Source organism: Luteimonas sp. 9C (genome assembly GCF_902506295.1).
Lineage (GTDB): Bacteria > Pseudomonadota > Gammaproteobacteria > Xanthomonadales > Xanthomonadaceae > Luteimonas.
The window spans coordinates 222,109-238,954 of the sequence record NZ_LR733313.1 but is presented as its reverse complement, the minus strand read 5'-3'; the positions used below and the strand labels follow the sequence as shown (position 1 = coordinate 238,954).

Here is a 16,846-nt window from a genome sequence, read left to right as displayed (position 1 = left end):
GACGGTGCGGGCGGTCCACGCGGATGACGCGTGCGCACGTCCACTCGACGATGCGGCGACCCGCCGCAGCGATGCCGAGTCGCCACGCCGCGGCGTTCACTGGGCGCTACAGCCCCACGTCGCAGCCTCCGTGCTTCAGACAGACGGAGAGGCGAGCATGATCCGGATCACGGCGATGAAATGGGCACCGCCCTTCGCGGCCGGGCAGGTGCGCGACCACCGCGCACGCTGGGTGCTGCGGGAAGTCGGTTGGCCCTACGACGTGCGTCTGCTCGATGCACCGGCCATGAAGTCTGCGGACTACCGGCGCGAACAGCCGTTCGGCCAGGTACCGGTGCTCGAGGAGGACGGCCGGCCGGCGCTGTTCGAATCGGGCGCGATGGTGCTGGATGTGGCCACCCGCGCAGGCATGTTGTTGCCGGATGATGCCGGCGAGCGCGCGCTTGCGATCTGCTGGGTGATCGCGGCGCTGAACTCGATCGAGCCGTCGCTGATGAACGTCGCCGAGGTCGCGTATTTTATGAAGGACCCGGCGCAGAAGGCTGCGCGTCGTCCGGTGGTCGAGACCGCGGCGTGCAGGCGGCTGGGCGAACTGCAGGATGCGCTCGGCGCGCGGACGTGGATCGTCGGCGACGCGTTTTCGGTCGCCGATCTGATGCTCGCTTCGGTGTTGAAGATCGCCCATCGGCTGGATCTGCTCGACGGCTTCGACGCCCTGCAGGCCTACGCCGCGCGCTGCTGGGCGCGACCTGCGCATCGCGAGGCGATCGCCGAGCAATGCGCGACGATCGATGCGCACCGGATGGAAGACATGCACTACAACGCGCTGAAACAGTCACGGACCTGAGCCTGGACGGCCGCGCTGGTCAGCGATGCGATCAGCGCCCGGCCGCGTCCAGGCCCATCTGCCAGAAGTCGGCTTCCAGACGCGAGGCCTTGGCGAACAACGCGGCCAGTTCTTCGAAGCGGCCGGGACCGAGATACCGTGCGCCGAGATCGTCGAGATGGCGCGAGGCATTCGCAGCGATCGTCTGGTAGGCGTCGCCGGCGTATTCGGCGATCCAGTCGCGGTACGGATGCCCGTCGAGTGCAGGCACGCCGGCCGACGCCAGCGCGCGGCCGATCTCCGCATAGCCCAGCACGCATGGCGCCAGCGCGACGTGCAGGTCGAGCAGATCGCCGGACATGCCGCAGTCGAGCACGAAGCGGGTGTAGGCCACCGTGGCCTGATGCTCGGGCGCGGCTTCGATGTCGGCCGGCGCCAGATCCCAGCGCGCGCAAAGCCGCACGTGCAGATCCAGCTCCACATCCACGATCGCCGACAGCCCGTCTTTCGCTGCGCGCAGGTCGGCGAGCGTGCGGCTCTTGTAGGCAGCCAGCGCATTGGCGCGCGCGAACTGGATCAGGAACAGGTAGTCCTGCACCAGGTACGTGCGGAACGCGGCTTCGGGCAGCGTGCCGTCGCCCATGCCGCGCACGAATGCGTGATCGACATAGCTGCGCCATTCGGTCGGGGCGGCGGCCTTGAGGCGTTCGAACAGCGCCATCAGGCGTGGCCGTCCGCATAGGCCGCATCGAAGAATGCGAGCTCGAGATCGACCGCGCGCCTGAAGAAGTCGTCCGCGCGGGCGGCATCCCCCGGTCCCACGCGATCGAGTTCGGCCCGCAGGAACGCGACGAAGTCCACGAACATCGGGTTGTCGTGCAGCGTGACCCACTCGGCAAGAACGAAATTGTCGGGCAGGGGACGCGGCACGCGCTGCGCCCAGTCGAGATAGAGCCCCTCGGCGACATTGAGCACGGCCAGCGTCGCGGCATAGGATCGCGTGGCCGCGGCTTCGCGCATGAGTGCCTTGAAGCCTGCGGTCGGTGCGGTATCGGGCACGTGGGCCCGGGCGTCGACGTCCACGCCCAGCGCATCGAATGCGCGCAGGAAATAGGTGTTCTCCTCGCCGCACACCACGCCGAGGAAGCGGCCCAGTACCAGTCTGGATTCGAAGCGGTCGCTGCTGGCGATCGCCGCGCCCAGCAGCACCAGAAAGCTGTCGATGAAGCGGTGGTCCTGGATCAGGTAGCCGGCCATCACGTCGTCGCCGATGCTGCCGTCGCCGAGTTCGCGGACGAAGCGGTGCTCGACCGCGCGCGTCCAGTGGACCGCGCAGGCCTGGCGCAGGGATTCGCTGAAACGCAGGGTCATGCGCACTCCGGGGCAACGCGCGGCAGGCAGGGCGCCGGCCGCTGGGGAGGCGTGATTGTGGTGCAGCGCGGCGCGTGCGTCCAAGGCGACACCAGGGACGCGGCGGTTCATCACCGCGTGGACACTGCGCTCAGGACGTGGCGGACGATGCCGGTCGCGTCGCCGCCGAGCGGCGCGCGCGACGGATCAGGCCGTGAATGTAGGCCATCTTCTCGACCACCGGTGGTGCGATCACGAACGGATAGATGTCGGGATGACCCATCGTGCGGTTGAGACTGTTGATTGCCCAGGTCAGCGGCAACCAGGCGTCGACCAGACGCTGAATGTCGGCGACGCGATGCGGATCGAACGACAGGTCGGTTTCCATCGACGGATCGTCCGCCACGTCGGGCGCGATGCGGATGCCGAAGGCCGAGGCCATCTCCAGCGTGTCGACGATGTGCAGGTAGTGCGCCCAGGTCTCGGCCCAGTCCTCCCAGGGATGCATCGTCGCGTAGGGGCTGACATGCGCGGTCTGCCAGTCATCCGGCGCACCGTGCGCGTAGTAGTGCTGCAGCGCGTCGCTGTAGCTGCGCCGGTCGTCGCCGAACAGCGCGCGGCACCGCGCGAGCTCGTCCTCGCCCGCATCGCGCACCAGCCGGTCCCAGTAGTAGTGGCCGATCTCGTGACGGAAATGGCCCAGCAGCGTGCGGTACAGCTCGCCCATCGCGATGCGCGTGGCCTCGCGCGCGGCGTCGTCGGCTTCGGCGAGCGCGATCGTGATGTGGCCGTTGTCGTGCCCGGTCATCACCTTCGGGCCGGTTTTCGGATCGGCGAGGAAATCGAACGACAGCGGCTGCGGATCCCCGCTGCCCGGCGCAGGCGTCGGCAGTTGCAGGCGCAGCAGCGTGTAGAACAGCCGGCGCTTGGCCACCTCGATCTTCTGCCAGTCGGCCAGCCGTTCGGCATCGCCCAGATTGGGGATCGTTCGGTTGTGCCGGCAGGCGAGGCAGAAGCCGTGCGGATCGCTGGTCGGCAGCAGCCAGTTGCACGCCGAATGCGAGGCGTTGCGACAGAACTTGAACCGCGCGCCCGGCCGCGCCGGCGTGACCCACTCGCCGGCATCGAGATCGAGGGCCTCGAGCGTCAGCGTCTGCGGCAGGAAACCCAGTGTCTTGCCGCAACGCAGGCATGCGGTGTTCTCGAAATACAGCACCTGCTCGCAGTGCGAGCATTTGAACAGTTGCATGGCAAGGTCGCTCCGGGATCAGGCCGCGTGGCCGAGATCATCGTCGAACGTCGAAGCGGCGGATGATTCGAGATCGGCCCAGACGCGCAGCGACAGTGTACGCAGCGGGCGGTAGCTGGTCAGGAACGCGACATCCGCCGCATCGCGACCGTGTGCGATCACCACGCGTCCGCCCCGCGGGGCGGACTGGGTGGCGTCGAAGGTGTACCAGGCACCGCCGAGGTAGGCCTCGAACCAGGCGTGCATGTCCATCGGCTTGAGGTCGTGCAGCCAGCCCACGACCATGCGCGCCGGAATGTCGAGCGCCCGGCACAGGGTGATGCCCACATGCGCGAAATCGCGGCAGACGCCGGCGCCGTGCGCCAGGGTGTCCTGGGCGTCGGTGCTGGCGTTGCTGACGCCGTAGCGGTAATCGAGATGCGCGGCGATCCAGCGCCGGATCGCCTCGGCCTGCGCGTAGCCGGGCGTGGCGTCGCCGACCACCTTGCGCGCCTGTTCCCACATCGCGCCGCGGTCGGACGGGCAGTAGCGGCTCGGCAGCAGGAACTGCAGGGTGTCGGACGGCAGCGATCCCGGATCGACGGCCGGTGCATCGGGCGTCACCCGGATGTCGGGCGTGGTATCGACGGTCGCGTCGATCCGCACGCGGGTCAGTCCCCTGGGCACCACGAAACGCTGGCAGCGGTTGCCGAAGCTGTCGACGTGCTCGTCGAAACCGTGGCTGCGGTCGAACCCCGAACGGTCGTTGATGCGCCAGCGTGCCACACCGTCGCGCGGATGCAGCATGGCGACGACCGGGCTGTCGATGTCGGTTTCGATCGAGAGTTCGCAGCCGGCCTGGACACGCATTGCAGAGGGATCTCCCTTCGAGGTGCGCCACCGTAGGCGCGGGTTCGTGCAGCGGACGTGGAGGACGCCGGTTCAACCGGCGCACGCCACGGAGAGGGGGTCGGCCGCGACCGTCGAGGACGGGCGCGCCGGATCGGGCATCGGTCTGGATCGACGCGCGTACGAAAAAGCCGGCGCTCGGGCCGGCTTTCTCGCACACGCGATGGTGTCTGGTGGGCGGTACAGGGATTGAACCTGTGACCCTTGCCGTGTGAAGGCAATGCTCTACCGCTGAGCTAACCGCCCGGATCGTTCGGAGGGGCGGGCAAACTGCCTGGGCCGTCTCCGCAGCGCTGGACCCGCAAGGGGTGGCGCGATCGGGACGCGAATTCTACGGGTGATTCGCGTTGCCGACAAGCGGGTGGTGCGGATGGATTGCGGGACGACGTGCCGAGCATTCGGTGGCGTGACGAAAACCGGAGCCGTCATCCCGGCGTAGGCGGGGAGCCAGCGCCTCAACGCGGTCAGCGAAACCAGTCGTGTCCCTGAAGGGCGTCGCCTGGCCCCGGCCTGCGCCGGGACGACGGGCTGTGGCTGCCGGGTGGGAGCGATCGCGGTCTTCGACCGCTCGTTCAAGCGCCGGGGGCATCACTCGATCTGTTCCGCCGCATACGCCGCGTCCAGCGCTTCCATCGCATCGGCCGGTTTCAGACCCGCGGCCTTCTCGTATGCCGCTGCCGCGGCGGTTTCCTTCTTCTCGCCGTGGAGCAGCATCAGCACATTGCCGTGTTCGATATGGGCGATCGGGGACTGCGGCGTGAGCTTGAGTGCGGTCGTGATGTGCGATTCCGCTTCGGCGGCTTTCGCGCCGTAGGTCAGACCGCCGATCATCGCGCCGATCTTGCCGATAATCTCGGCGTGGTAGAGCGCCAGCGCGGTATGCGCTTCTGCATGTCTGGGCGCGAGTTCGAGCGCGGTGTGCAGCGAGTCGCGGACCTTGCCGGCGATGCCCTGCTTGAGCGCCTTGGCGATGCTCAGGCCCTGGCTGTAGCGGCCCAGCGCATAGGCGCGGCGGTAGTGGCTGTTGGCTTCATCGGGCAATGCGGCGATCGCGGCCTCTGCCAGCGCGGCGGCCTGCTCGTAGCGCTTGAGCTGTTCGGACTCCGAGGTCACCAGGTGCGTGGCGTGGATGCCCAGCGCCTTCACCGCGACGGTGGCGCCGACCGGTCCGAGCGCGCTGCCGGCATCGAACGCGGTCTTGAAGTCGCCGGCATGGAACGCCCGCCAGGCGTCCTGCAGCGCGGTCGCCAGTGCAGTGGCATCGAGCCCTTTGGGCGCCGCCTTGCCGGCGGCATCGATCAGCGCCTGCGCACGTTTCGCATCGGGAAACGGCTCGACGTCACCGGCATGCAGGCGCGGCCAGGCCTTCTTCAGGGCGTCACCGGGATAGGCGAAGTTGGCGGACGGGTGGGGACAGGGCGCCCATGTGGACTTGGCCATCGTGGTCTCTCGAAAAGGCGCGGCGGCGCCGTCAGTGGGTGTAGGCCTGGACCAGCGCGTTGAGGTGCACGCGCTCGGCATCGCGCAACGCGGGGGAGAGCAGCATCATCACCTGCACGATGCCCTCGCGGATCGCGACCTGTTCGTCGCGGTCGCCGCGCGCGGCGCTGTAGTTGAGCCAGAACGTGGCGACGACGATGAGGTTCGTGGCCGCTGCATCGATTTCCGCGGGGGACGCGCGCAGGACCCCGGCCCGCGCCAGCCCTGCGATCACCGCATGCGCGCGTTCGCTGGCGCGGCGCAGAATGCGCGAGAAGCGCACGCGCAGCCGCCGGTTGCGGCTGAGAATCTCGAGCAGGTCGCGGTAGAGGAAGCGGTAGTCCCAGATGCACTCGAACACCAGGTGCAACTGCAGCCAGATGTCCTCCAGCTCCGGCAGCCGGCCGTCGGGCACCACGAGCGCTGCATCCATGCGTGCATCGAAGCCCGCGAACAGCTGCTCGATGATGTCGTCCTTGTTGCGGAAGTGGTAGTAGAGATTGCCCGGACTGATGTCGAGTTCGTCGGCGATGTGGTTGGTCGTCACCCGCGGCTCCCCCTGGGTGTTGAACATCACGAGTGCGCAGTCGAGGATCCGTTGCCGGGTATCGCGTGCCATCGAGGCGCCGGTCAGCCGGCGAGCGTGTCGACCAGCGCGATGTACTGCTGCATCGCAGCAGTCCTGTCCGTGCCCGACAGCTTCGCCCAGGCCTCGTACTTGGCCGTGCCGACGAAATCGAAGAAGCCCGGCTTCGGCCCCTGCACATCGCCCTCCGACCCCTGCTTGTACAGCCCGTAGAGCCGCAGCAGCGTGTCGTTGTCGGGTCGCGCCTCGAGTGCCTGCACGCGTTGCGCGGCCGCTTCGAACGCCTGCGTCGGATCGGACATCGTGAAGCCTCCCGGGAGCCGGCCGTCATCACAGCATCGTCGCCGCGGGGAATCAACCGGGGCCGATTGTCGGCCGTCGCCCGCTCTGGCACCGTAGCCGCGGGAACGACGCCCGGCACCGTGGCGCCGTGGAGGGATGCGATGGCTTACTTCGTGACCGGTGCGACCGGCTTCATCGGGCGTCACCTCGTGGGCAACCTGCTCAGGCGCAAGGGCACGATCCATGTGCTGATCCGCAAGGATTCGCGCAGGAAATTCGACGCACTCACGCGCGAGCTCGGCTGGGACGCCAAGCGCTTCGTCGTCGTCGAGGGCGACATGACCGCCGAACGTTGCGGGGTGTCCACCGCGCAGCTGCGCGCGCTCAAGGGCAAGGTGAAGCACTTCTTCCACCTGGCCGCAATCTACGACCTGGCCGCGTCGCTGGACGCGCAGCGCACCGCCAACATCGACGGCACCCGCCATGCGCTCGATCTCGCTGCCGCGCTCGAGGCCGGCTGCTTCCACCACACGAGTTCCATCGCCGCCGCGGGCCTGTATCCGGGCATCTTCCGCGAGGACATGTACGCCGAAGCCGAAGGGCTCGACGATCCCTACCTGCGCACCAAGCATGAGTCCGAAGGACTGGTGCGCCGCGAGACGCGCATCAAATGGCGCATCTACCGGCCGGCGATGGTGGTCGGCCATTCGAAGACCGGCGCCATCGACAAGATCGACGGGCCGTACTACTTCTTCACCCTGATCAAGAAGCTGCGCGACGTGTTTCCGCCATGGATGCCGATGCTCGGCGTCGAGGGCGGGCGCATCAATATCGTGCCGGTGGATTTCGTCGCCGATGCGATGGACCACATCGCGCACAAGCCGCGGCTCGACGGGCACACCTTCCACCTCACCGATCCCGAGCCGCTGCGCGTGGGCGAGGTGCTGAACCTGTTCTGCCGCGCCGGCCACGCGCCCGAGATGACGATGCGTCTCGATGCACGCATGTTCGCGTTCGTGCCGCCGTCGATCCGCGGCGCGGTCGGCGCGCTGCCGCCGGTGCGGCGCTTCGTCGGCATGCTGCTGCGCGATTTCCGCATTCCCAAGCAGGTGATGAAGTTCATCACCTATCCCACGCGCTTCGACAACCGCGAGGCCGAACGCGCGCTGCGCGGCAGCGGCATCGAAGTGCCGAAGCTCGAGGACTACGCCTGGCGGCTGTGGGATTACTGGGAGCGCCATCTCGACCCGGACCTGTTCATCGACCGCACGCTCAAGGGCAAGGTCCGCAACAAGGTCGTGGTGATCACCGGCGGTTCGTCGGGCATCGGACTGGCGACCGCGCAGCGTGTGGCCGAGGCCGGCGCGGTGACGGTGATCGTCGCGCGCCGCGAGGAGGAACTTTTCGCCGCGCGCGATGCGATGCGCGAGGCGGGCGGCAAGGTGTTCGCGTACACGGCCGACCTGGCGGATCTCGCCGATTGCGACCGCCTCGTGCAGCAGGTGCTGGACGAACACGGCCACGTCGACATCCTCGTCAACAATGCCGGTCGCTCGATCCGGCGATCGATCGAACTGAGCTACGACCGCTTCCACGATTTCGAACGCACCATGCAGCTGAACTATTTCGGCAGCCTGCGCCTGATCATGGGGTTCATGCCGTCGATGACGAAGCGCCGCAAGGGCCACATCATCAACATCAGTTCGATCGGCGTGCTGGCGAACTCGCCGCGCTTCTCGGCCTACGTGGCGTCGAAGGCGGCGCTGGATGCGTTCAGCCGGTGCGCGCAGGGCGAGCTGTCAGGCAAGGGCATCAGTTTCACCACCATCAACATGCCGCTGGTCGCCACGCCCATGATCGCGCCGACCAAGATGTACGACAGCGTGCCGACACTCACCCCGGACGAGGCGGCCGGGTTGCTGGTCAAGGCGATCATCGAGAAGCCCAGCCGCATCACCACGCGCCTGGGCGTGTTCGCCGCACTGGTCAACGCGGTCGCGCCCAAGGCCTACGAGATCGTCATGAGCACGGCGTTCGAGCTGTTCCCCGATTCGGCCGCGTCGAAGGGCGACCGCTCGGCGCTGCGCGACGAGACACCGAGCCAGGAGCAGATCGCTTTTGCCGCGATGATGCGCGGCGTGCACTGGTAGCCCAAGCAGGTGCCGGCGCGTTAGAAGCTCCGGCACTGCAGGAAACGGGTGGGCTGACCACTGTTCGCGGGCGGCGTGAGCTGCAGGCGGGACGAGGTCAGGTCGGGGTGACGCAGCACCAGCGCGCAGATCGCGTCCACGCTGGCCTGATCGTCCACGCGGGCGACGAAGACCTGCAGCGTCGAGCCGGTCGCCCAGATCGCGCGGTCGACGTCGGGCAGGGTGCCGAGCGCGCGCGCCAGATCGCTGCGCTGGGTCTCGATGGGGGCGGGTGGCGGCGCTTCGATCCGGACCGGCGCAGTCGGCGCGGGAGGAGCCGTGGATGTCGCCACGGTCGCGCTGGCCGCCGGCGCGGCGTCGGGCATCGCCAGATACGTCGCCACACCGGCCAGCAGTGCGAACAGCCAGGCCAGCAGGACGCGCTGGCGGGCCGCGTCACCGGTCTTCGCGCGGATCGCTTCGAGTTCGCCGGCCGGCATCAGGTCGCGCAGCTCCGGCCACAGCGTCGCGCCGTCGAGCAGCTCGATGCGCTGCTTGCCGGCCGCGCCGCGCGCGTCGGCGTCGATCCTCCCCTGGGTCACCAGCAGGCCACCGGCCGCGCTCTTGAGCAGCACTTCGCTCGACAGGGCCTGGACCGCATTGCGGCCCAGCACGTACGTCGACGCATGCTTGCAGGACAGCAGCCAGCGCGCGCCATCGCGCTCGAGCATGTAGTCGCGGTCCCCGGAGACGTCCTGCAGATCCACCACCTGCACGTACCCCCGGCGACGCAAGGCCTGCAGCACCATGCCGATGAACCCGCGCCAGGAGATCGCCGACAGCGCGACGATGCCGGCGGCGGCCTCGTCGCGGCGGCGCTGGAAGGTGAGGAAATAGAACGATGCCGCAGATCCGATGGCGATCGCCACTCCGATTGCGGCGATCCACTGCGTGGTCATGCCGGTGTCCGTGTCCGCTTGCTGGGCGGCAGGATACCCGAGCGCGACGCCCGGTCAGTATCGGACCGCACTGACCTCGGACGCCGAAGCCCTCCCGCGTAAACGGGGAGGGCGGGGTGGGGTGATCCGCCGGTGGTCGGGACACACGACGCCGCCAAGACCGCGCCAACGCGCGCCACTCCGACCATCGGACGGTTCGACGATCAGGCCGCCGTCGACGCCTTCTGCGTCGCCCGCTTGGCCGGCGCCTTCGCAGTCCGCGTCGCCGCCTTGCGCGGTGCCGACTTCTTTGCGGTGGTCTTCTTCGCCGGCGCCTTCGCCGCCTTGCGCGCCGGGGCGGCCTTCCTGGCCTGCAGGGCCGCGGTCAGCGCATCGACGCGCCTGCTGAGCGACTGCACGTCGTCGCGGCCCGGCACGCCGAGCTTGACGAGTGCGCGCTGCACGCGGTCCTCGAACACCTTCTCCAGGCGATCCCAGGTGTCGGCCGCGCGATCACGGGTCTGGCCGACGCCGGTCTCGACCACGTTGCGGACCGTGCCCGCGCGCGTGTTGGCGTAGGCGCGCGCGGTCTTCTCCAGGCTCGCGCCTTCCTTCATCAGGCCATCGAACAGGCGCGTGCCTTCCGCCTGCGCGCGGCCGAAGGCGCCGACGCCCGCCAGCCAGATCTGCTGCGCGGATTCGCTGATCGACTTCGACAGCGCCTCGCCGCCGGCAGCGTCGCTCTTGGCGGACCTCGAACGCGGCGCGGTCTTCTTGGTGGCTTTCTTGGCGGTCTTCTTGAACGTGGCCATCGGTGTCTCCGGACGTGGTGGACAGGACGATCGCAGCCTCGTGCCGCGATCTAGAGTTTTCACACCATCGCTCAGCGCGGTGGCGTGTCGATCAGGCGCTCGACGTCGTCGAGCGCGCGGTGCAGGCGGGCCGTGGTTTCGGTCCGCCGGGTGCGTCGCGGCGGCAGGCCGTCGAGCAGGGTGCGTTCGAGGTCGGCGACGATGTCCGGGCGCAGGCGGATGCCGTGCGCGCCCAGTACCGGCGCGAGCTCGGCTTCGCGCGCGTGCAGATCATCGAGTGTCTGCCGGTAGCCGAGCGCGCACACCCGGTGCCGGGTGGAAAAGCTGAAGGCGTTGAGGAAGAACAGTTCCGAGGCCCCTTCGCCGGGTTCGAACACCAGCTGGTCCACGTCCGGGTATTGCTGCGCGTACTTCGCCAGCCCGACCTGCATGCGGGATTGCAGCAGGGTGCGGAAGGTCTGCGAGAGCACCGCCGGCAGCCCGCCATCGGCAAGGGGACGACTGCGGCGCCTGCGCGGTGCGGCGCCGTCCGGACGGTCGCTGTAGGGCACCAGCGGATTGAGGCCCAGCATGAGGTCGATGTCGCGCTCCAGCACGACGGACGCATGCATTGTCCGCCGCAGCGCGCCATCGACATAGTCGCGGCCGTCGATGCGCACCGGCGGATACAGGCCGGGCAGGGCAGCGCTGGCCTGCACCGCGCGCGAGATCGGTACTTTCGCGTGATCCTCGCTGCCGAACACCGTGGCCTCGCCACTGTCGAGGTCCACCGCCACCACGTGCAACGCGGCCTCGAGTGCGCGGAAATCGTTGCTGCGCCCGCGGCGCGAGAACACGTCGGCCAGGAAGCGCTCGACGCCGCGGTTGTCGAACACGCCGGTCGGCACGGCGCCACCGAACAGCGCCGGCCGGGTCGCGCCCGGCAGCAGCGCACGGCTCCAGTCCAGCGCCAACCGCGGCAACCCGCCGATGCGGCGCGCGTACTCGCCGAAGGCCGGACGCAGGAAATCCTCGGCCCGGAACGCCAGATCGTCGCTGTCGCCGGTGATGAACGCGCGGCACATCTCTTCGACATCGAGGCGGTTGGCGAGCCCCGCGGCGAGAAATGCGCCGCTGCTGATGCCCACGTAGCTGTCGAGCCGGGTCAGGTCGAGGCCGTCGAGCGCTTCGTCGAGCGCCCGCAGCGCGCCGAGTTCGTACATGGCGCCGATGGGACCGCCGCCAGCGATGGCCAGGCCGATCTTCGGCGCGCGGGTCGACGTGCGTGTGCGACGGTGCCGGGCGGGATGCAACGACAGCATGGCGTGGCCTGCAGATGGGTCCGCCGAGTCTAGCGAGCCGGTGTTGAAGGATTGCTCCAGACGCGGCGAGCACCGAAGATGCGCCGATGACGGCATCCGACATTTCCGCCCGCCTCGCGCGACGGCTGGCGTGGCACCAGGCCCTGCACGATCCGGACTTCGACCCGCGTGCCCGCTCGCACTGGCTGGCCGAACTGCGCCGCTGGCAAGCCGCGCGGCTGCGGGTCAGTTTCGCGCATTTTCTCGAGGACCCCGCGCGTGCGCCGGCGGCGAACTTCTTCCTCGGCGACGTCTACGGCGATCGCGATTTCACCCGGCGTGATGCGGACATCGCGCGCGTCCTGCCGACGATGCGCCGACTGCTGCCCGCGCCCCTGCTCGCCACGGTGGCGGATGCGATCGAACTCGGAGCGCTGAGCCAGGCGCTGGACCTGCACATGGTCGATGCGTTGCAGCGGCTGGCGCCACGCCGGCGCAGGCTCGACGATGCGCTGTACGCCGAGGCGTATCGGGCGGTCGGCCGTGCAGGGTTGCGCAGACGTCAGGTGCGCCTGATCGGGCGCGTGGGGCGCGGCTTCGGCAAGGCTCTGAAGATGCGCGGCGTCTCCGCGCTGCTCGCGTTCTCGCGAGGCCCGGCCCGGCTGGCGGGCCTGACCGAGCTGCAGGGATTTCTGGAGCGCGGCTACGCCGCGTTCGAGGCGCTGGGCGACCCGGATGCGTTCGTCGCGGAGATCGAGCGGGACGAGGGCGAAGTGTCGCGGCGTCTGCTCGCCGGACACCCCGCGCCGTACGCGCTCGACGACTAGCTCAGAACTTCTCGGACAACACTCGGCGGATCTCCGCCTCGATGGGGCCCTGCATCGCCGACAGCAGGAAGCCGAGCTTGGCGGTGACGTGCAGGCTCTGCGGCAGCAGCGCGATCGCGCCGTCCACGCCCGAGCGGCTGAAGTTCAGCGTGTCGCCGTCCCAGCTGTACTGCATGTCGAAGCGCTCGGAGAGCTTCTTCGCGACGGCCTCGACCGCGGTGCGGGCCTTGGCCGGCGGCAGCGAGTGGGGATGGGTGATGTCGATACCAGCCATGCAGGGCTCCGCGCGTTGTCGTGAGCGCGCATTGTGCGTCCACCGCGCGCGGTGACCAAGTGATGGCGCGTGCAGCCGCGCGGGCTCGTGCTAGATTGCCGCCGCATGACTGCGCTCAAGCTGCGATTCCCCACGCCCGACGAACCCGAACTGCCGCTCGACATCGGCGTGCACGGCATCGGTCGTGGACGCGCGGGCGCTCTGGCCCCGGTAACGGACGGCGGAGCGCCGAGCGTGCGTTTCTGTGTCGATCGCCGCGGCGTGTGGCTGACGGTCGCCGAGGGCGTGCAGGGCGTGCACGTCAACGGCCGCCAGGTGCGGCGCATGGCGATGCTGCGGACCGGCGACGCGATCTTCGTCGACGGGCAGGAACTCCGGCTGGTGTCGACGGCACCGCTCGCGTCGATCACGGCCGCCGACGCGACCGACGGCACTGACGGCGACGCGGATCCCCGGATCGTGCTGCGTGGGGTCGGCGGCCGCTATCACGGCCGCAGTTTCACGCTCGATCGCCCGCGTCTGGTCGGCCGTCATGCCGACGCCGACATCCGCATCGACGAACCGGGCTTCGCCGACCGGCATGCACGCCTGGAGCGCGTCGGCAGCATGGTGCAGCTGACCGATCTCGGCTCGGCCGACGGCAGCGTGGTCAATGGCGAATCGACACGTGATGGCGTGCTGCAGGCCGGTGACCAGGTCGTGTTCGATGCCCACCATCGCTTCGTCGTCGAGGCCCCCGCGCGCGCCGGACGCAGCGCGGGCTACGACCGCACGCCCGAACCCCTGCCGCTGGCCGACGCCACGTCCGATTCGAGCAGCGGCGGCCTGCCGCTGCCCTGGCTGCTGTTCGCGGCGGTCGTGCTCGCGGGTCTGCTCAGCGTACTGTTGCTGTTCGGCGCCGCCTGAGGCATCACGACACTGGAGGTCACACCATGGGAAGTTTCAGCATCTGGCACTTGATCATTCTGCTCGGCGTCGTCGCGCTGCCGATGATCGCTGTGATCGGGCTCATCGTGTGGGCGGCGCGGCGCGGACGTTCGCGCTGACCAGGCGCTTCTTCTGGACGGCCTTCCAGACACGCCAGCCCAGCAGGGCTGCGAGGATGGCCGCATACAGCGCGGGCTCGCGCCAGTCGGATTTCACGATCCACCAGAAATGCAAGACGGCCAGCGCGGCGATCGCGTAGATCGCCTTGTGCAGCTGGCCCCACCTGCGGCCCAGACGGCGCATCCAGCCCTTGGTCGAGGTGGCCGCGAGCGGCACCAGCAGCAGCCATGCGAGGAAGCCCACCGTGATGAAGGGGCGGCGCGCGATCTCGGTTGCCACCTGTGACAGATCACCGACCAGATCCAGCGCCAGCCACACGCCGAAATGCAGGCTCGCATAGACGAACGCGTACAGCCCGAGCATGCGCCGGAACCGCAGCGCCGTCGCCCAGCCGGTGAGCTGGCGCAGCGGCGTGATCGCCAGGGTGATGAGCAGCAGGCGCAGCGCACCGATGCCGAGCTCGTGTTCGATCGTGACCACGGGCTCGGCGCCCAGCACGTCGAAGTTCGTGCCGCCCAGCACCTGCCACACCCGCCAGCCCAGCCACGCCAGCGGCGCCAGGCACAGCAGATGCACCAGCGCTTTCGCGGCAACAACGCCGGCCGGCGTCGAGGGCCGCGCCGGGCGTGCCGCAGGTCCGGCCTTCAGTACCACTTGCGCAGATCCATGCCCGAATAGAGCGAAGCGACCTGGTCCGCATAGCCGTTGAACGGCTGTGTGTCGATGCGATTGGCGCGCAGACGGTTGACGGTGCCTGCGATACGCCGCTCGGTCTTCTGGCTCCAGCGCGGATGATCGACCGCCGGATTGACGTTGCTGAAGAAGCCGTACTCCGACGGCTGCAGATCGTTCCACGCGGTGCTGGGCATGCGTTCGACAAAACGGATCGCGACAATCGACTTGATGCTCTTGAAGCCGTACTTCCACGGCACGACCAGTCGCAGCGGTGCCCCGTTCTGCTGCGGCAGCGGCTTGCCGTACAGGCCGGTGGCGAGGAAGGCGAGGGGGTTCATCGCTTCGTCGATGCGCAGCCCCTCGCGATAGGGCCAGTTGATCGAGCGGAAGCGCAGGCCGGGCATCTGCTCGCGGTCGGCCAGCGTGGTGAAGGCGACGAACTTGGCCTTCGAATTCGGTTCGAACTTCCGCAGCACCGACGCCAGCGGCACGCCGCTCCACGGAATCACCATCGACCAGCCCTCCACGCAGCGCAGGCGGTAGATGCGTTCCTCGCTGGCGACGCCGCGCAGCAGATCCTCGAAGGACACGCGGCCCGGCTTGGCGCACTCGCCACCGACCTCGACCGTCCACGGCGAGGTGCGCAGTGTCTTCGCCGCGCTCGACGGATCGCCCTTGCCGGTGCCGAACTCGTAGAAGTTGTTGTAGCTGGTGATGTCCTCGAAGCGCGTCAGCGGCTCGTCGGTGCGGAAACCGCTACGTGCCTGCGCGGGCGTGACCCGCGTGGTCGACGCCGGCGGCGGCTCGGCTTCGGCGCATCCCGCCAGCGACAACGCAGGCGCGGCGGCCATCAGGGCCAGCAGGCGTCGCCGGTCGCGATAGACGGCTTCGTCGGTGATTTCGGACTCCCGTATCCGCAACGCATCGCGCAATGACATGTGGAGCTCCTCGGCGCGACGCGCCTGTTGTAGACCAGTGACATACGTTGCCAGCGCAACCATCGGATGCACGTCAAACTGTTGCGCTGCGGCATACTGGCCGCCTCCGAAATCCGTTCCGTGGAGTGATCAGAATGGCGCGTGCGTACAACTTTGCCCCGGGACCGGCCGCCCTGCCTGAAAGCGTGCTGAAACAGGCACAGGCGGACATGCTGGAGTGGGGAAGCGCGGGCGCGTCGATCGTCGAGATGAGCCACCGCGGACCGGAGTTCATGGAGGTCGCCACACGCGCCGAAGCCGATCTTCGCACGCTGCTCGGTGTGCCGGATGACTATGCCGTCCTGTTCCTGCCCGGCGGTGCGACGACGGCGCAGGCACTGCTGCCGCTGAACTTCGCGAACCAGGGCGACACCGTCGATTACGTCGTCACCGGCCACTGGGGCAAGACCGCGCTCAAGCAGCTCACACCGGCGGTGTCGGTGAATGTCGCCGCGAGCGGCGAGGCCGACGGCTACCGCATGATTCCCGCCCGCGAATCCTGGCGACTGACGCCGGGCGCGGCGTACGTGCACATCACCGCGAACGAGACGATCCACGGCGTCGAGTATCGGCCGGCGTGGGGCGAGCCCGCGCCCGATACCGGCAACGTGCCGCTGTTCGCCGATTTCAGTTCCAGCATCGCGTCCGAACCGATCGACATCTCGCGCTACGGCGTGATCTACGCCGGTGCGCAGAAGAATCTCGGGCCGGTCGGCATTTCGGTCGTCATCGTGCGCCGCGATCTGCTCGAGCGCGCCGGCCAGCCGCGTGCCGAGATCTTCAATTACGGCGCGCAGCTCGCCAACGACTCGATGCTCAACACGCCGCCGACCTGGAACTGGTACGTGGCCGGCCTGGTATTCCGCTGGATGCTCGACGAAGGCGGCACCGCGGAATTCAACCGCCGCAGCGACCAGAAGTCCGCCTTGCTCTATGCCGCGATCGACGAGTCCGGCGGCTTCTACCGCAACGACATCGACGCCGCCGTGCGTTCGCGCATGAACGTGCCGTTCTTCCTCGCCGACGAAGCGCGCAATGCCGCGTTCCTCGACGGCGCGCGCGAGGCGGGCCTGATCGGCCTCAAGGGCCATCGCGTGCTCGGCGGCATGCGCGCGTCCATCTACAACGCGATGCCGGTCGACGGTGTCCGTGCTCTCGTGGCGTACATGCAGGATTTCCAGAAGACCCATGGTTGATTCGAAGAAGAAGGTGTCGGCCGCGCGGACG

18 protein-coding genes and 1 tRNA gene are annotated in these 16,846 nt (G+C 68.7%); 5 read left to right on the top strand and 14 right to left on the bottom strand.

Going from position 1 to position 16,846, the window contains the following annotated elements; genetic code table 11:
- Positions 1-157: 157 nt before the first annotated feature.
- Positions 158-847, top strand: coding sequence for a glutathione S-transferase family protein (locus CURTO8I2_RS14110; RefSeq protein WP_159681886.1), 690 nt, complete (start codon positions 158-160; stop codon positions 845-847).
- A gap of 31 nt (positions 848-878) precedes the next feature.
- Here CURTO8I2_RS14110 and CURTO8I2_RS14105 read toward each other — a convergent pair whose 3' ends face one another.
- The 8 genes from CURTO8I2_RS14105 to CURTO8I2_RS14070 form a co-directional block, all read right to left on the bottom strand.
- Positions 879-1,547, bottom strand: a complete 669-nt coding sequence (locus tag CURTO8I2_RS14105) for a TenA family protein (protein WP_159681885.1) — start codon at positions 1,545-1,547, stop codon at positions 879-881.
- Positions 1,547-2,197 (bottom strand): TenA family protein, encoded by a 651-nt coding sequence (locus CURTO8I2_RS14100; protein WP_159681884.1) that lies wholly within the window; start codon positions 2,195-2,197, stop codon positions 1,547-1,549. Before CURTO8I2_RS14100 ends, CURTO8I2_RS14105 begins: the two co-directional genes overlap by 1 nt.
- 130 nt (positions 2,198-2,327) lie before the next feature.
- On the bottom strand, positions 2,328-3,425 hold the full coding sequence (locus CURTO8I2_RS14095; protein ID WP_159681883.1) for a putative zinc-binding peptidase: 1,098 nt from the start codon (positions 3,423-3,425) through the stop codon (positions 2,328-2,330).
- Between the two features lie 18 nt (positions 3,426-3,443).
- The gene (locus tag CURTO8I2_RS14090; RefSeq protein ID WP_159681882.1) at positions 3,444-4,274 is read right to left on the bottom strand and encodes a transglutaminase family protein; all 831 of its coding nucleotides are present in this window, start codon (positions 4,272-4,274) and stop codon (positions 3,444-3,446) included.
- A 210-nt stretch (positions 4,275-4,484) separates the two neighbouring features.
- Positions 4,485-4,559, bottom strand: a tRNA-Val gene (locus tag CURTO8I2_RS14085).
- 342 nt (positions 4,560-4,901) lie between these two features.
- Positions 4,902-5,753, bottom strand: a complete 852-nt coding sequence (locus CURTO8I2_RS14080; protein WP_159681881.1) for a hypothetical protein — start codon at positions 5,751-5,753, stop codon at positions 4,902-4,904.
- Positions 5,754-5,784: 31 nt separating this feature from the next.
- Complete coding sequence (locus CURTO8I2_RS14075; RefSeq protein ID WP_159681880.1) at positions 5,785-6,411, bottom strand: TetR/AcrR family transcriptional regulator; 627 nt, start codon at positions 6,409-6,411, stop codon at positions 5,785-5,787.
- A gap of 11 nt (positions 6,412-6,422) precedes the next feature.
- On the bottom strand, positions 6,423-6,680 hold the full coding sequence (locus CURTO8I2_RS14070; protein WP_159681879.1) for an acyl-CoA-binding protein: 258 nt from the start codon (positions 6,678-6,680) through the stop codon (positions 6,423-6,425).
- 141 nt (positions 6,681-6,821) lie between these two features.
- Here CURTO8I2_RS14070 and CURTO8I2_RS14065 point away from each other — a divergent pair, with 141 nt between their 5' ends.
- A complete protein-coding gene (locus CURTO8I2_RS14065) occupies positions 6,822-8,810 on the top strand; it encodes an SDR family oxidoreductase (protein ID WP_159681878.1) in 1,989 nt (662 codons plus the stop codon).
- 20 nt (positions 8,811-8,830) lie between these two features.
- Here the strand turns inward: CURTO8I2_RS14065 and CURTO8I2_RS14060 are convergent, their stop codons facing one another.
- The 3 genes from CURTO8I2_RS14060 to CURTO8I2_RS14050 form a co-directional block, all read right to left on the bottom strand.
- Positions 8,831-9,748 (bottom strand): restriction endonuclease, encoded by a 918-nt coding sequence (locus CURTO8I2_RS14060; protein ID WP_159681877.1) that lies wholly within the window; start codon positions 9,746-9,748, stop codon positions 8,831-8,833.
- A 203-nt stretch (positions 9,749-9,951) separates the two neighbouring features.
- The gene (locus tag CURTO8I2_RS14055; RefSeq protein ID WP_159681876.1) at positions 9,952-10,539 is read right to left on the bottom strand and encodes a phasin family protein; all 588 of its coding nucleotides are present in this window, start codon (positions 10,537-10,539) and stop codon (positions 9,952-9,954) included.
- Between the two features lie 71 nt (positions 10,540-10,610).
- Positions 10,611-11,840, bottom strand: coding sequence for a patatin-like phospholipase family protein (locus tag CURTO8I2_RS14050; protein ID WP_159681875.1), 1,230 nt, complete (start codon positions 11,838-11,840; stop codon positions 10,611-10,613).
- A gap of 86 nt (positions 11,841-11,926) precedes the next feature.
- Between CURTO8I2_RS14050 and CURTO8I2_RS14045 the strand changes: the two genes are divergently transcribed.
- A complete protein-coding gene (locus CURTO8I2_RS14045; protein WP_159681874.1) occupies positions 11,927-12,646 on the top strand; it encodes a hypothetical protein in 720 nt (239 codons plus the stop codon).
- 1 nt (position 12,647) lies between these two features.
- Here the strand turns inward: CURTO8I2_RS14045 and CURTO8I2_RS14040 are convergent, their stop codons facing one another.
- Positions 12,648-12,920, bottom strand: coding sequence for a polyhydroxyalkanoic acid system family protein (locus tag CURTO8I2_RS14040; protein WP_159681873.1), 273 nt, complete (start codon positions 12,918-12,920; stop codon positions 12,648-12,650).
- 105 nt (positions 12,921-13,025) lie between these two features.
- Here CURTO8I2_RS14040 and CURTO8I2_RS14035 point away from each other — a divergent pair, with 105 nt between their 5' ends.
- Complete coding sequence (locus CURTO8I2_RS14035) at positions 13,026-13,826, top strand: FHA domain-containing protein (protein ID WP_159681872.1); 801 nt, start codon at positions 13,026-13,028, stop codon at positions 13,824-13,826.
- A gap of 102 nt (positions 13,827-13,928) precedes the next feature.
- Here the strand turns inward: CURTO8I2_RS14035 and CURTO8I2_RS14030 are convergent, their stop codons facing one another.
- Both CURTO8I2_RS14030 and msrP read right to left on the bottom strand, forming a co-directional pair.
- Entirely contained in the window at positions 13,929-14,615 is a 687-nt protein-coding gene (locus tag CURTO8I2_RS14030; RefSeq protein WP_236551190.1) for a protein-methionine-sulfoxide reductase heme-binding subunit MsrQ, read from the bottom strand.
- Complete coding sequence (gene msrP / locus CURTO8I2_RS14025; RefSeq protein WP_159681870.1) at positions 14,612-15,580, bottom strand: protein-methionine-sulfoxide reductase catalytic subunit MsrP; 969 nt, start codon at positions 15,578-15,580, stop codon at positions 14,612-14,614. The genes CURTO8I2_RS14030 and msrP overlap by 4 nt, the downstream gene beginning before the upstream one ends.
- Positions 15,581-15,714: 134 nt before the next feature.
- Here msrP and serC point away from each other — a divergent pair, with 134 nt between their 5' ends.
- Complete coding sequence (serC, locus tag CURTO8I2_RS14020; protein WP_159681869.1) at positions 15,715-16,815, top strand: 3-phosphoserine/phosphohydroxythreonine transaminase; 1,101 nt, start codon at positions 15,715-15,717, stop codon at positions 16,813-16,815.
- Positions 16,816-16,846: the final 31 nt, after the last annotated feature.

Coding starts and splice junctions, on each gene's coding strand:
- msrP (WP_159681870.1), bottom strand. CDS start 15,580: ATGTCATTGCGCGATGCGTTGCGGATACGGGAGTCCGAAATCACCGAC.
- CURTO8I2_RS14065 (WP_159681878.1), top strand. CDS start 6,822: ATGGCTTACTTCGTGACCGGTGCGACCGGCTTCATCGGGCGTCACCTC.
- CURTO8I2_RS14075 (WP_159681880.1), bottom strand. CDS start 6,411: ATGGCACGCGATACCCGGCAACGGATCCTCGACTGCGCACTCGTGATG.
- serC (WP_159681869.1), top strand. CDS start 15,715: ATGGCGCGTGCGTACAACTTTGCCCCGGGACCGGCCGCCCTGCCTGAA.
- CURTO8I2_RS14105 (WP_159681885.1), bottom strand. CDS start 1,547: ATGGCGCTGTTCGAACGCCTCAAGGCCGCCGCCCCGACCGAATGGCGC.
- CURTO8I2_RS14055 (WP_159681876.1), bottom strand. CDS start 10,539: ATGGCCACGTTCAAGAAGACCGCCAAGAAAGCCACCAAGAAGACCGCG.
- CURTO8I2_RS14070 (WP_159681879.1), bottom strand. CDS start 6,680: ATGTCCGATCCGACGCAGGCGTTCGAAGCGGCCGCGCAACGCGTGCAG.
- CURTO8I2_RS14100 (WP_159681884.1), bottom strand. CDS start 2,197: ATGACCCTGCGTTTCAGCGAATCCCTGCGCCAGGCCTGCGCGGTCCAC.
- CURTO8I2_RS14090 (WP_159681882.1), bottom strand. CDS start 4,274: ATGCGTGTCCAGGCCGGCTGCGAACTCTCGATCGAAACCGACATCGAC.
- CURTO8I2_RS14045 (WP_159681874.1), top strand. CDS start 11,927: ATGACGGCATCCGACATTTCCGCCCGCCTCGCGCGACGGCTGGCGTGG.
- CURTO8I2_RS14035 (WP_159681872.1), top strand. CDS start 13,026: ATGACTGCGCTCAAGCTGCGATTCCCCACGCCCGACGAACCCGAACTG.
- CURTO8I2_RS14080 (WP_159681881.1), bottom strand. CDS start 5,753: ATGGCCAAGTCCACATGGGCGCCCTGTCCCCACCCGTCCGCCAACTTC.
- CURTO8I2_RS14110 (WP_159681886.1), top strand. CDS start 158: ATGATCCGGATCACGGCGATGAAATGGGCACCGCCCTTCGCGGCCGGG.
- CURTO8I2_RS14050 (WP_159681875.1), bottom strand. CDS start 11,840: ATGCTGTCGTTGCATCCCGCCCGGCACCGTCGCACACGCACGTCGACC.
- CURTO8I2_RS14060 (WP_159681877.1), bottom strand. CDS start 9,748: ATGACCACGCAGTGGATCGCCGCAATCGGAGTGGCGATCGCCATCGGA.
- CURTO8I2_RS14040 (WP_159681873.1), bottom strand. CDS start 12,920: ATGGCTGGTATCGACATCACCCATCCCCACTCGCTGCCGCCGGCCAAG.
- CURTO8I2_RS14095 (WP_159681883.1), bottom strand. CDS start 3,425: ATGCAACTGTTCAAATGCTCGCACTGCGAGCAGGTGCTGTATTTCGAG.